The 13926-nt window shown below is 39.8% G+C and carries 8 protein-coding genes; 3 read left to right on the forward strand and 5 right to left on the reverse strand.

Features of this window, described 5'->3' with window-relative positions:
• On the forward strand, nt 1-1209 hold the full coding sequence (gene ubiH / locus WSC_RS0101380) for a 2-octaprenyl-6-methoxyphenyl hydroxylase (RefSeq protein WP_016954123.1): 1209 nt from the start codon (nt 1-3) through the stop codon (nt 1207-1209).
• Nucleotides 1210-1219: 10 nt separating this feature from the next.
• Nucleotides 1220-2434 carry a UbiH/UbiF/VisC/COQ6 family ubiquinone biosynthesis hydroxylase gene (locus WSC_RS0101385; RefSeq protein ID WP_016954124.1) on the forward strand — a complete coding sequence of 405 codons (1215 nt, stop codon included), beginning with the start codon at nt 1220-1222 and terminating at the stop codon, nt 2432-2434.
• A 487-nt stretch (nt 2435-2921) separates the two neighbouring features.
• Here the strand turns inward: WSC_RS0101385 and putA are convergent, their stop codons facing one another.
• The 4 genes from putA to WSC_RS0101410 all read right to left on the reverse strand — a co-directional run bounded on the left by putA (nt 2922) and on the right by WSC_RS0101410 (nt 11269).
• Complete coding sequence (gene putA, locus WSC_RS0101395; protein ID WP_016954125.1) at nt 2922-6089, reverse strand: bifunctional proline dehydrogenase/L-glutamate gamma-semialdehyde dehydrogenase PutA; 3168 nt, start codon at nt 6087-6089, stop codon at nt 2922-2924.
• A 56-nt stretch (nt 6090-6145) separates the two neighbouring features.
• A complete protein-coding gene (locus WSC_RS0101400; RefSeq protein WP_026016602.1) occupies nt 6146-7075 on the reverse strand; it encodes a GGDEF domain-containing protein in 930 nt (309 codons plus the stop codon).
• A 3-nt stretch (nt 7076-7078) separates the two neighbouring features.
• Nucleotides 7079-10507, reverse strand: a complete 3429-nt coding sequence (locus WSC_RS23815) for a response regulator (protein ID WP_016954127.1) — start codon at nt 10505-10507, stop codon at nt 7079-7081.
• 159 nt (nt 10508-10666) lie between these two features.
• Nucleotides 10667-11269, reverse strand: a complete 603-nt coding sequence (locus tag WSC_RS0101410) for a TIGR04211 family SH3 domain-containing protein (RefSeq protein WP_016954128.1) — start codon at nt 11267-11269, stop codon at nt 10667-10669.
• Nucleotides 11270-11455: 186 nt separating this feature from the next.
• Between WSC_RS0101410 and WSC_RS0101415 the strand changes: the two genes are divergently transcribed.
• Nucleotides 11456-12988, forward strand: a complete 1533-nt coding sequence (locus WSC_RS0101415) for a CYTH and CHAD domain-containing protein (RefSeq protein ID WP_016954129.1) — start codon at nt 11456-11458, stop codon at nt 12986-12988.
• Between the two features lie 83 nt (nt 12989-13071).
• Here WSC_RS0101415 and WSC_RS0101420 read toward each other — a convergent pair whose 3' ends face one another.
• Nucleotides 13072-13512, reverse strand: coding sequence for a transcriptional repressor (locus WSC_RS0101420; RefSeq protein WP_016954130.1), 441 nt, complete (start codon nt 13510-13512; stop codon nt 13072-13074).
• Nucleotides 13513-13926 lie beyond the last annotated feature (414 nt).

The raw sequence follows: 13926 nt of genomic DNA on the forward strand, positions 1-13926 counted from the left end.
ATGCAAACAGAGTTAAATTTTGATTTAGTTATAAACGGTGGTGGCCTTGCGGGTTTAGCCCTAGCTGCTGCTTTGGTTGCGCTGGCAAAACAGCACAAACAAAACTTAATCAAAATTGCCATAATTGAACCCCAGCCAATTGATTTAGCAGCCGACTACCACCCAAGTTTTGACAATCGCGCAATTGCGCTGGCTTATCATTCAGTTCAGTGTTTTAAACAATGGCAAATTTGGCCGTTAATCGAACCATATGCCCATCCAATAAAACAGATAGAAGTATCAGAGCAATCAACCGCGGGTTTTAGTTATATTCATCCAGATAATCAGCACAAATTTTTAGGTTATGTTGCTGAGGCGCAAGCTTTAGGAGCTGGTTTAAAAAAATATTTAAAAGACGCTGACATCAGTTGGTTTTGCCCGAATAAAATAGCTGAAATACAGCAGCATACAGCGCACCTAGAGTTAACTTTAGATGATGGCCAAAAGCTCAACACTAAATTGATAACCAGCTGCGATGGCGCCAACAGTCCACTTAGGCAAAAACTCAATTTGCCGGTTGAACAATTTGATTATCAGCAGGTGGCTGTCACCACGAACGTGCAGTTATCTCGCCCGAGTGAATCTATCGCTTATGAAAGATTCACACAAACTGGCCCACTGGCTATGTTGCCAATGTCGGCAGACAAATATGGGTTAGTTTGGTGTTTAACAGCTGAAAAAGCACAAGAAATGTTAGCTGCAAGCGATGCTGAGTTTATCAGTGCGCTGCAACAAAAATTTGGTTTTCGCGCTGGCAAAATTGAGCAAATTGGTAAACGCGCCAGCTATCCACTCATTAGTTTAGTCATGCCGCAGTTGCACCATCATAGAGTGATTTTTTTAGCTAATGCATCCCATACTTTACATCCAGTGGCAGGGCAAGGTTTTAACTTGGGGGTGCGTGATATTGTTGCTGCCGCTAAAGTGATTCAACAAGCTTCACAAGCACAGCTGGATATTGGTGAATATCAACATTGGTCTGGTTATTTGGCGCAGCGTCAGCAAGATATTCAACAAATGACAGCAGCAACTGACTTTTTAGTGAGAAGCTTTTCCAACAAATATCAGCCGCTGCAGTTAATGCGTAATATTGGTTTATTTGCCTTAGAAAATTTGCCTGTAGCTAAGCGCTATTTTGCAAATTTTGCTATGGGTTTTCGCAATTCTTGAGAGTTAATTTATGCTGAATAAGCACGATGTAGTGATAGTGGGTAGTGGTATGGTTGGCGCAAGTTGTGCGCTCGATTTAGCCCTTGCTGGATTAAATGTGGCAATTGTCTCGCCAGATTTACCAACAGAACCTACTGACATTTCACTAGACGATGAAAAGATAAATAATTCATTACGTTATAGTGCACTTAATCAAGCATCTATTAATGCATTTAGTCGTTTAGGTGTATGGCCATTTGCTGCTGCAGCGTATCAAGATATGTTGGTGTGGGATAAAAATAGCGTTGGCAAAATTCACTTTAGTGCCAGTGATGTTGGCACTGAGCAGCTAGGTTATATTTGTAATAATTTATTGGTGCAGCAGGCTTTGTTAAAACAACTAGCTGAACTGAAAAACTGCCAGTTTTATTCAGCCAAAGTCAGCCAAATTGATAACTCGCAAGATAATCCGTTGTTGCAGTTAGACGATAATAAATTATTACAAACACGTTTTTTGATTGCGGCGGATGGCGCAAATTCTAAGATTCGCCAATGGTTAGATTTACCTATTAGTTTTTCTGATTATGGGCAAGATGCGATTGTTGCTAATGTGCGTGTTGAGCAGCCGCATAACAATACTGCGCGGCAGATATTCACCCCCACAGGCCCGTTAGCTTTATTACCTTTGCAAGACTCAAATTTATGTTCAATTGTTTGGTCGCAAACTCGTGAAACTGCCCAAAATTTAATGGCATTAGATGATGCAGAATTTAACAATAAATTGACTGCTGCATTTGATGCACATTTAGGTTTAATTGAGTTAGCCTCTGAGCGGGTTAGTTATCCGTTAATGGCGCGTTACGCACAAAACTTTATCCAAGGGCAGAGCATAGTGATAGGTGATGCGGCGCATACTATTCATCCATTAGCTGGGCAGGGCGCTAATTTAGGTTTACTAGATGCTTTTGCTTTTGCGCAAACGCTTAAAACGCATTGGCAAGATGAGGATACTAAGTTAGCAGTGGAGCTTAGAAAAACCATGCGTTGGCGTCAGGCAGATGCGCTGGAAAGGCTCGCTGCTATGGAGGTGTTTAAACGCACTTTCTCCAACGATATCGCGCCAGTTAAATTATTACGTGCAGCTGTGATGAACGGGTTAAATCAAATTAAACCGGCGAAAAGTCAAATGAGCAAAGTGGCAATGGGGTTAACGGGGAAACTACCGGATATTTGTTTGCCTGAGTAGTTTTTTTCGTAAAATCGCAGCAAGACGTGTGCTACTAAGTCGAAGCTCAATGGAATATTGTTCGCAAAAACGCTTCAAGCCCGTCCTTGGGTCGCTCGCAAAAGATATCCCTATCTTTTGAAGTTTTGCTCACAACATTTCCATTAACCTTCTTTACAATTGTGTCGCTGCATATTGTACCGATTGGAGGTTTGGCAAAGACAGTGCCAAACATCTTTCACTATATTCAAGGCGTTGTCTGATTTTTTGATAGAGATCAGGAAGTTTGCTCAAGCTATTTCCATTCAACTTTTTGGTGTATGTGTTGTAACCCAACTACTAGCAGCAATATCGGTGCTAGATTAAAGCATGCTCGAATGCTCATTTTCTAAAACTTCAAAAGATAGGGATATCTTTTGGGAGCGGCCATGGATTGGCGAACAGCGTTTTTAGAAAATGATGCTTTGAGCGGGCTTGATTGCATGGCCCTTTTAGCGCTTTTAAACAACTAATCATACAAGTCCAAACTTCCCCCAATAGCAGCAGTATTCTCACAAATCAGTTTTTCATTTAAAAACGCCGATAAATAATTTGGCCCGCCTGCTTTCGGCCCTGTGCCAGACAAATTCATGCCACCAAAGGCTTGGCAACCAACCACTGCGCCAACTTGATTACGGTTAATGTAAATATTGCCAACTTGCGCATCCAGCGCAATTTGCTGCCACAAATGCTGATTACGTGTATGCACTGCCATAGTTAAACCATAACCCATAGTTTGCATTTGTTTTAATACCTGATAGTGATCTTGATATGGGCAGATATGTAGTACAGGGGCAAATATTTCATTCTGAACTTGAGTTATCTTGTCTATCTCTACCAATGTGGGTGGGACAAAATTATGCTCATGTATTTGTTCGGCTAGTTCATTGGGAAGTTTGCTTTGAAAGGCGATTCTAGGCTGGATAAATTCGGAGTTTAAGTAGTGATTTACTGTGTCTTTCGCAGCTTGGTTAATCACAGCCGCAACGTCAGTTGTTTGCTGCTGTGCTTCGCCAACGACTAACTCAGCCATAGCTTGTTGCAGCTTATCTTTAACTTCAACATAAATGGATTGATGAACCACCAGAATGCGCGTGGCTGAACATCTTTGCCCTGCACTTGCAAAAGCGGATTCAATTACATCTCGCACTACTTGTTCGACCAAAGCACTGGCATCAGCTAACATAATATTAATGCCACCAGTTTCGGCAATGAGTTTTACACTATGCGGGTGGCTTAACAACTGTTGGTTAACATGTTTGCTCGCAGAATTCGAGCCGGTAAAACAAACGCCACTTAAATAACATGGGTTATCACTGTAAGTTAAATGATAATTAAGTAACTTATTTGCGATCTGTTTACTCGGGCCTGTCAGTAACTGTAATGCTCCATTAGGCAAACCTGCTTGGCTAAATAACTGTAAACAATAATGACTGATCAGTTGTGTACTTGATGCGGGTTTAGCAATAACTGTATTGCCAGTTATTAATGCAGCAACAACTTGGCCTAAAAATATCGCCAGTGGAAAGTTCCATGGGGAAATACATACAAAAGTGCCTTTAGCTTGGTAAGTTAAGGTATTTTTTTCGCCTGCCGTATGCGCCAATTCTTGTGCAGAAAATCGTTTAATTTGTTCAGTGTAGTAATAACAAAAATCGAGTGCTTCACGCCACTCGTTTAATGCGTCTTGCCTTGTTTTACCCGCTTCATATACCAATAAAAACAACAAATCCTGCTGATGACTAACCAATTGCTTTGCAAAGTTATTAATTATGCGTATACGCTCCTTGGTATTGTTGCGCCATTGCTTTTGCACTTTAGCTGCTTCGTTGAATAACAACGGGTAGTCGTAATCTGTGTTTAAACTGCTGGCGTAATGACATAACAAAGACTGTAACCAAATGTGGCTGCAACCTAGTAGTTTATCTGTTGCAATTTTATGCTCGGCCAACATAGTTTTTATCGGTTTAAAAAAAGGGTCATGGGGTAAGTGATTGAGCAGATTGTCGAAATTGTGTTGCTGCTTGCAGTCAGATAAATCCACACCGCTAGAGTTTTTCCTGTCAGTAAAAATATCTGGTGGATTTTTCACTCTACATTGTGTGTCAGCCAATTGATTAACATTGTTTAATAAAGTGTCCAGCGCAATTGTGTCATCGGCAATTTGATGAACAAAAGATTGATTTGCGCCATTTTCTAATAAGCGCCTAATTAAATAGGGTAGTACGGTTTTATGGTTACCAACAGGTGCATATTGGCGAATAGGGTAACTGGTTGACTTGGCAAATTGACTGAAAAATTCGCTACCCATGCCATAGAGCTTTTGCCATTCAATTGGTTGATTAACCCTACCTACCTGAGTCATCAATTGTTCAATTTGGCTGATAGTAATAATGTTATGCCCAGCAAATTGTGGTTTTAACCAAGCATTGCCTGCGTTTATCAAAAAACGCGCGCAGACCAAATAACTCAAATCCGTATGTTGTTTTTGCCGAAAAACCGGGTAATTATTTAACCCTTGCTGCTGCGCTTGCTTAATTTCACTGTCCCAATAGGCCCCTTTAACCAAGCGTACTGGAATAAAACTTTTATGTTGTCGACCAAGTGCATTTAGCCATAACAAGGTTATCAGAGCGCGTTTGGAATAAGCTTGTACTGCTATACCAAGTTTGTGCCAATTTTCTAGTTTAGGATTGGCGCGCAGGTTGGCAAATATATCCAAGGTGATCATGAGCTTGTCTGCTTCTTCAGCATCAAAAGTTACACCTACATCAGCTTGTTTGGCCGCAAAGGCTAAGGTTAATACACGTTCAAGCAAGATGGGTTTTATTCGACCATACTGTTTGGCACCAAAGCGCCCATGTAATGCCGATAGTTTTATCGACACTGAGTGTTGCGGCTGAGTGGTATTTTGACCAAGTTGATGGATTAAATTATGGTAATGGTCAAAATAATCTTTTGTATCGACTTCCCCTAACGCAGCTTCTCCTAGACAATCGAAAGTGCATAAATCGTGCTGTTGTTGAGCGCGTGCCAGAGCTTTGTGGTTATTTTGCGCATATACGAAATGCTGCGCAAGTTGTTGCATGCTTTCGCGCATACCCAAATAAATTGCTGGGGCAGAAAGCTGTTTTAGACCTTGTTGCAAAAAGTCATGAAGCTGGTGTGGTTTTTCATCAACATAATCGCCAAGTAAATAATGACTTAACTCTAATAATTTATGCAGAGTAACTGCAACTTTGTTTTGACTTTCCGTTGAATTATTTTGGATGTTGTCGTGAGCAATTTGCCAATAATCGAGTTTGTCTTGAATCAGCTGAATTGCACTTGGTTTGTGTTGGATTCGTAAAAATGCTTCGGCAAGACGCATTAGCGCATTGCCCTCGGCGGAAAATAAATCCAGTTGTGAAAAAAACGCTTCAGCAGCAAACAGGCTTTGTTTTAGTTGTTGACGGTTTATTTGCAGGCGCTGTTTAATTGGCTTGATATCAAAATGGCTATCTAACAGCTGAGTTAACTGGAATACTAATTCAGTGTCATCGACTAAATGATATTGATATAAAGCTTGTTTTAATGAATATAAATCGGTGCAAACATCTGGGAGATGTTTGGAAAATATCTGTTGATTGAGCTGCATTACAAACCTCGATAGTCGAGCGTTTGTTATCAAGTATAGTTAAGGTTAGTCAAATTTTAATAGATGACGTAGCGATTTTTTCCGGAGTGTTTAGCTTTGTACAAAGCTGCGTCTGCTTGGTCATAGATTAAATTCGCTTCAGTTTCAAAATCTGGGGTCATAGTTGCAATACCTATACTGCAAGTTACAAAGGTCGCACAATCAGAATGTTTATGTTCCATATGTAAGGTATGTAATTGCTCAAGTATGCGGTCGGCAACTGTCGTAGCGCCTTTTTTATCACTGTCTGGCAGTATAACGGCAAACTCTTCTCCGCCTAAACGTGCGGCTAAATCACTGGGTCTGTTGGCGCAGCGCTTAAGGACTCTGGCGAAAATAGTTAAACAATCATCACCAGCACCATGACCATAATGGTCATTGAAATTTTTGAAGTTATCTATATCTAAAATGAGCAATGTTATAGAGGTTTGATTGCGAATGGCCCGTTTCCATTCTAATTCGAGTAAATCATCATATTTGCGCCGGTTGGCTATTTGAGTCAAAGGATCTGTTGTGGCCATTTGTTCCATGTGATCAAATTGGCGCTTTAACGTCACATGGGTACGGACTCTAGCTTTTAAAACCGGCAGTTCAATTGGTTTAGTAACAAAATCAACCGCACCTAAGTTAAAAGCTTGGGTTTTGTCCGGCAAATCACTTAGGGCAGTAACAAAAATAATGGGGATATTATGTAACTTTGGATTAGCTTTTATCCGTTTGCATACATCAAATCCTTTTAAACCCGGCATAACAATGTCGAGTATGATTAAATCAATTTTCGGATCTGCTTCTACTATATTTAGGCCCGCGAGGCCGTCTGTGGCTACTTTTACTTTGTAATCTTCATTTAACGCACGTGCCATTGTCTGTAGCATGACTGTGTCATCATCAATTAACAACACAGTGCATTCACTCGGAGCTAAATCGGTTAGATTACAGTTTCTCAAGGCTTAATTCTCACTTGGTTGTTTTACATAACGTGACAATAATTTGCTTGCAGCAAAATAGTCTAAACGGTCAACAAGTTCGGTTAGTTGATCTAGCTGTGGTTGGTCTATTACAGCAACTAAACTTGGAGTTAGCATGGTTATTTCTTCAGCTGTGACAAAAGTACCGTCTTTAAATTTAGTCAACAATTGATGAATTGTCGCTATCGGATCGTGTTTTTCATCGCTCATTGATGGTGTGGCTATCATGCGGGATGACAAATTACTCTGCTCAATAGCTAGCATTAGTTGCTGAAGTTTATGATTTATATCAGTAAAATCTAAAGTTTTGTGTGTGTGAATGTTACTTTCCGTTTGTTCAATCAATTTTGCGAGCTCATATGCGCCAATGGTTGCTAACATGCCTTTAAATGTATGCAGAATATGTAAACACCGCATTGTGTCTGACTCTTTCGCTGCTGCATCAAGTTCTCCTAATAAAGACTGGCTATCGTGGACAAATTGTTGAATTGCTTTGGCTAAAATATTCCAATTGTTACCGAGTTTATCAACTGCTTTGTCTAGCTCTAAACCTTCAATGCTAAAACTGTTACTATTAGGGGTTAATATTGCTTCTGCACGTTGTCTGTAACCTTGGGTGTAATTTAGCCAATCTAACATACACAAGGTTAATTTGTTGAAATCGATAGGTTTAGCAAGATGATCATTTACCCCCGCCTCTCGAGCCGCTTTGATGTCCTCTGGCATAGTGGCAGCAGACATAGCTAAAATAGGCACGTGTTCACCTTTGTTGGTATTTCTTATCTGTTTGGTCGCCTCAACACCTCCCATCACAGGCATTTGTAAATCCATCAGAATAATATCAAATTCTCGTTTATTAAATAATTCAACCGCTTCTAATCCAGTGTTGGCAATGACAACATTGGCATTTAGACCTTTTAAAAACTCAACTGCGACTAATTGATTGGTTAAATTATCTTCAACTAATAGTATGTTGGCACTTGATAGTAGCTGTTGTTCGTGTTCGGCCAAATCTAATTTCTGCCGTGATTGTGGATTCGACTGTGTGCCTGTACCATTTATATTTTGGATTAGTTGATGGAGTTTTGACGCCAGAATTGGTTTCTCCAAAATAAATTCTATATGGCGGCCTTCGACTATTTGATGCGCATATTCTACACCGTAAGTGGTCATCATTATCACGTGCAGGTTAGTCAACTTGTCGGTAAATTGTGGATGAGAATACAAATATTCAACCAGCTCTACGCCATTCATTTCTGGCATTTGAAAATCAACCAATAATATATCAAAAGGTTGATTTTCTTGGTTAATTACATCAATGGCCGCTTTTGCCGAATTGACTAACTTATAGTCAAACTTCCAGTTCAATAAGATGTTTTCTATGATAATTAGGTTGTCTTCAATATCATCAACCACAAGTACTTTCATTTTTGTTGGTGGTGTTAAACTGCCATGCACTTGTTCTCCCGATTTAACCCGTATTGTGAAACTAAATGTTGTCCCTACGTTAGGCTGACTGAGTACGGCAATTTGTCCACCCATTAGCTGGATAAGTTTTTGGCTAATGCTTAGGCCTAAACCTGTACCTCCAAAACTTCGGGTGATCGACGGGTCAGCTTGAGTAAATGGCAAAAACAATTTATTGATTTGTTCGCTACTCATGCCGATACCTGTGTCACTAATATTAAAACTCAGCACAATGTCGTTACCATGCTCATCTGCTTCAATTTCTTCTGTGACCAGTATTTTTACTCGACCTGTTTCGGTAAATTTTATTGCGTTGCCGACTAAGTTATGTAGCACTTGACCAAGCCGATGAGCGTCACCAATATAATAACGGTGTATTCGTTCAGGAATATCAACAACCAATTCTATTTGTTTTTTTTCAGCTTGAATGCTGAATAAACCAATGGTGTTGTATAACACGCGCTCAATATCAAAGTTATCAGCAGCAATGGTGATTTTGTCCGCTTCCATTTTGGAATAGTCGAGTATGTCATTGAGGATATTCAATAAACTATTGGAGGCATTTTCTACTTTACTCAAATACTCTCGTTGTTTATGGCCCAGTTTCATTCTTAAAACCAATTGCACTAAGCCTAAAATGCCATTCATTGGGGTTCTAATTTCATGGCTCATATTGGATAAAAATTGGCTTTTGGCTTTGTAAGCGCGCTCGGCTTGGTCTTTTAATTGAATTAAATTTAGCTCTAATTGTTTTTTAGCACTAATATCATTGATGTTGCCTGAAACATATTCAGCCTGCATTTCTTTATCGAAAGAGGTTCCAGCTTTAGACGATAGCCATTTTTCATTGCCGTCAGAATCAATAATTTTATATTCAACTTGTTGCTCGCTCCGAAAGTGAATTTTGCTAAATAATACTCGCTCGACATTTGTGCGCTCTGATTCATCGATTAAATTGAGCCATAGCGACTTGTTCACAAATGATTCTTCGGTGTTTAATCCCAATAATTGCTTGGCTTGTTGTGATAACCATATTTGATCTGTGTTAGTATCCCACTCCCAGATACCGTCGTTACTTGCATTGCTGATGCGCTCTATACGCTTATGTGCTTGTTTTTGTTTCTCATCTGCTGCGAGTTTTTCTCGGACATCAAAAATGGTGGCAAATACTAAATCTTGTTCACCGACGTTACGCTGAATTAAGTGGATTTCAATAGGAATATTGTCACCGTTTTTGGTAATACCATGCACCACTCGACCCAACGCCATAGGTTTATTCATGTCATTATCCTGATAAAACCTACGGACGAAGCTATTGTGTTTGCCTTGTAAAACGTCTGGTATCAATAGATTGACAGATTTTCCTTCTAATTCATCTTTGGAATAGTCAAACATCTTACACAGTGATTGATTTGCTAAATGAATAATGCCATGTTCGTCAATCGCTAGCATACCAACATGTGACGCATCTATAGTTTCACGTACAATGAAACTGTGTTTATTAATGTTTTCCAACTTTACTCTTTCGAGTTTTTCTTTATTGGCAGTTGCTTGTGCATCAAGTAATTGTGCTGGGGTTGGGAGTTTTAATGCCAATGGCATGGCTTTTAAAATATAAATAACAGTGGCTAAAGAAACTGCAGCTGTGATGCCTTTGCTGATACCATGAACGCCATAATATCCTTGCCAGATAACCCATATGCTGATTAGATGGGTGGTACCACAACACAAAATAAACAGAGAAAATAAGGTGAAAACCCCCTTAAACTTAATATCTTCTCTTTGTTTTACAAAGTAATAAATCGCCAGTGGAATTGTGAAGTAAGCTAAGCTAATCACAACATCTGATAATACATTCAACCATAAAATTTCAGGAGTCCATAGATAACAGTGTCCGTGTGGCATAAAGTCGCCACGAAACAAGTTGTCTAGAATGCTATTCATATCTGCGTCTTGTTTAAGTTAAAGTCGTTGAACTGTAGATTAAGAATAGAACATAAATAGCCAGCTAGCTGGTTTTATACTTTTAGAAAAGGAATTGCAGAATTGAAAAAGGCAGCTCGCTCTTGAGCTGCCACAGAACTAGCGCTTAACGGGGAGTGTTTAGAAGAAGTCTGGGTTGCGTTTTTTGCGGCGAGGCATGAGTGCTAACAAATAACCTAAAACTAAACTGCCTAAAGCTAGTGCGCCGCCTTTTATCATCCAATCCATTTTTACTTTTTCTTGAGTTTGCGCATCGTTTTGTTGAATTTGAGCGAGCTGCATTTGGTAATTTTGCACAGAGCTTTCTAATTTCGCATTTGTTTGTTGTTGACGTTCAAGCTGGCTTTCCAGCAACATTTGTTCGCTTTGTTGCGTATTAAGTTTATTCGTTACCTCAGTTAATTCAGCTGTTGTTTTTTCAAGAGCTTGTTGGCTTTGAACAAATTTCTGTTTCAAACTTTGTTCAGTGCTAACGTACTGGCTTTCAATCCAACCTGTTTTATTGTCGTATTCTACTTGGCTGAAACTTCCATCTTCCGATTTTTCAATTAAGCTGATTGGGCTACCTGCTTCTATCGTGCCAACAATTCGATAATTGCGCGTTGGCCCTGAGTGGACAAATACGGTAAGTTGATCAGAAACATAGGCGGATTGTTCGGCTTTTGCGGTTGTTGACCAAGTTGAAACCAACATTAAGCAGACTGTAAGTATGCGTAACTTCATTAATAACTCCAATATGGCTGGAAATAGTTCTTATCCCTGCGCTTAATTAAAACTGATTTAGCAAAATTTGCCACAACTATACTTGAATCGGCTGAGCTGTACAAAGCATAAAGAATACTTGAACTCCAACAATAGGTCGGGTATTTTCGTTCTTCAATTAATTAATCGCGAATTGTGTCGCCATTTATGGAAACTGAGATAGAGCTCAAGTTTGTTGTAGATACGCAAGCTGAGCATGATAGTGAGTCTGTTCTCACCCAAATTAAAACCCTTGTCGAACCTTGGTTACAAAACCAAGGTTATAGCCAAAAGAAATTATCCAATATCTACTTTGATACCCCAGAGCAAAAATTACGAGCATATGACTGTGGTTTGCGCATTCGTTCGGTGGATAATCAAGCTGAGCAAACGTTAAAAACCGCTGGAATTTGTGTTGGTGGTTTACACAAACGCCCTGAATACAATATTGCTGTTGAGCAACAACAGCCAGATTTATCTTTGTTTCCTGTGGATGCTTGGCCGGAACAATTTGATTGGCAAGATGCGCAATCACAGTTAATCGCTTTATTCGCCACTGACTTTGTTCGGCATAAATGGCGTATTCAAATTGAGCAGTGCCAAATTGAGGTGGTGTACGATTTAGGTGAAGTGAGTGCTCAAGGCAATCAGGTCGCAATTAATGAAATTGAAATTGAATTAATTGATGGTGATATGCGCGAATTATTTTCGCTCGCGCACAAACTCACTGAAAAACTACCGTTGCGTTTATCCAACGACAGCAAAGCCGCACGTGGTTATCGACTGTTTTTAAATCAAACCAATCAAATCAAACCAAGTTTGGGTGTGGTTAAACTCAGCGCAGATATGGATGTAGAGCAGGCATTTTCAAATAGCATACAGCATGGTTTAGCCTACTGGCAGTACCACGAAGAGCTGTTTGCTAGTCAATCAGATTTGAAAGCGGTTAGGCATGTGCAACGCGGTGTTTGGCTAGTCCGTCATACTTTTTGGTTGTTTCGCAATTACATCCCGAAAAAAGCTTCTACTGAATTGCGCAAAGAACTTAAGTGGTTAAGTAAAGAGTTTGATTGGTTAGACAATGCTTTGCACGTTAAACAATTAACCTCGAAAAAAGGCCAGTTTAGAAAAAAAGTAGCAGACGATGAAAAACTGCTCGCCTACCTTGAAGACAAAGTGATTGTTGAAGAGTGTGTCGCAAGAGCTCGTAAGTTATTTTATAGCGCTCGTTATAATGCTTTGATATTAAAACTGATGCGTTGGTTAACCGAGCGTGGTTGGCGTTGTTATTCTGAAATTGACGAGCAAGCACTACAAGCGAATATTTGTGCGGTTGCCCGTGCGCTTAATCAAAACAGTTGGATTAAAATTCAGCGGTTAATGCCGCTTAAATCTAGTTATTCTGCAATTGATTATATTCAACTTGAACGCTCAATTGGCCGTGCACTGTTAACTGGTGTGTGTGTTGGCAGTTTGTTTGCCGAAGATGAAAGGTTAGATTTTCGCGCGCCTTGGCTGGATATTATGCAAGGTATCGCCGATTTAAAAACATTGTTTAGTTTTAAATTGTGTATTGAGTTATATCCAGAAGAGAACAAACCTGAGCTTGAAATTTGGGCGGATGCCAAAATTAACAGTTTAGTGAGTATTATGGAGCAGTCGCGTCAGTCTGCTTTGCGTATGGAACCTTATTGGCATTAGTTTTTGCAAAAGGTTGTATTTTGAGGCGTGATTTAGCTTAACTATCACGCCTTTTTTGTATCTGTGATATTGATGAAGATCAGTTAAGGTTGCTTTTCAGCGCATTTTGCACATAAACCATGCGCTTCGATGGTTGGTTTTAAAATGGTAAAACCTGATTTATGCGCTGCTTCACTTAATGCGCTGAAAATTGTTTCGTTATCAATTTCTTCAACTAAGCCACAGTCATCACAAATAAGTAATTGCGCTTTGTGGTGCTCTGCAAAATGGCTGCACAATACATAGGCGTTTTGTGGTTCAACTTTATGCACAAAACCTTGTTCTATTAAAAACTCGAGCGCGCGATAGATAGTTGGTGGTTTAGCTTTGGCATCGGTTTGCTGTAGTTGAGTGAGTAAGTCGTATGCGCCCACTGAACCTTGTGCATCTGCCAATAAACCAAAAACCTGTTCTCTGACTGGGGTAAAGCGTGCGCCGTTTTTTTGGCAAACTAGGCGAGCCTGTTCTAATAAGTTATTTGGCATATTTTTAGGTACGTGGCTTATTTACTTAAAATAGTCATTTTACTGGTTTTAATCAGCAATGCTACCGTTTTGATCCAGTCGCTGTTCGTGAGGTGTATTTAAGCTTATTCGAATTGGCTTTTGATTATGCCAGGGTGTTGCTGGCGGTCGCTGGTAGTCCTGTGGTATTCAAGCCCATTCGAAGCATAATTTTCTAAAAACGCTGCTTCGAAATAAATGCTAATCTTAAGACATAATTCATCCATGAAGCTTGGTTCCTGTCGTCATCCATGACTCCACCTCGCTTAGCTGCGAAGCTGTGCTTCGGTCTTCGCTCGCCCTATCTTTTGAAGTTTTAGAAAATTAGCTTTCGAATGGGCTTTTATCATGTTTGGGAGTTGCTGATAGATCTACTTATAACCTCCTAGATAGTGG

Origin of the sequence: Catenovulum agarivorans YM01 (genome assembly GCF_000281085.1) — a bacterium.
Lineage (GTDB): Bacteria > Pseudomonadota > Gammaproteobacteria > Enterobacterales > Alteromonadaceae > Catenovulum > Catenovulum agarivorans.

What these genes read in the sequence shown, in the direction of transcription:
- ubiH (WP_016954123.1), top strand. Translation starts at nt 1, where the DNA reads ATGCAAACAGAGTTAAATTTTGATTTAGTTATAAACGGTGGTGGCCTT.
- WSC_RS0101385 (WP_016954124.1), top strand. Translation starts at nt 1,220, where the DNA reads ATGCTGAATAAGCACGATGTAGTGATAGTGGGTAGTGGTATGGTTGGC.
- putA (WP_016954125.1), bottom strand. Translation starts at nt 6,089, where the DNA reads ATGCAGCTCAATCAACAGATATTTTCCAAACATCTCCCAGATGTTTGC.
- WSC_RS23815 (WP_016954127.1), bottom strand. Translation starts at nt 10,507, where the DNA reads ATGAATAGCATTCTAGACAACTTGTTTCGTGGCGACTTTATGCCACAC.
- WSC_RS0101410 (WP_016954128.1), bottom strand. Translation starts at nt 11,269, where the DNA reads ATGAAGTTACGCATACTTACAGTCTGCTTAATGTTGGTTTCAACTTGG.
- WSC_RS0101415 (WP_016954129.1), top strand. Translation starts at nt 11,456, where the DNA reads ATGGAAACTGAGATAGAGCTCAAGTTTGTTGTAGATACGCAAGCTGAG.
- WSC_RS0101420 (WP_016954130.1), bottom strand. Translation starts at nt 13,512, where the DNA reads ATGCCAAATAACTTATTAGAACAGGCTCGCCTAGTTTGCCAAAAAAAC.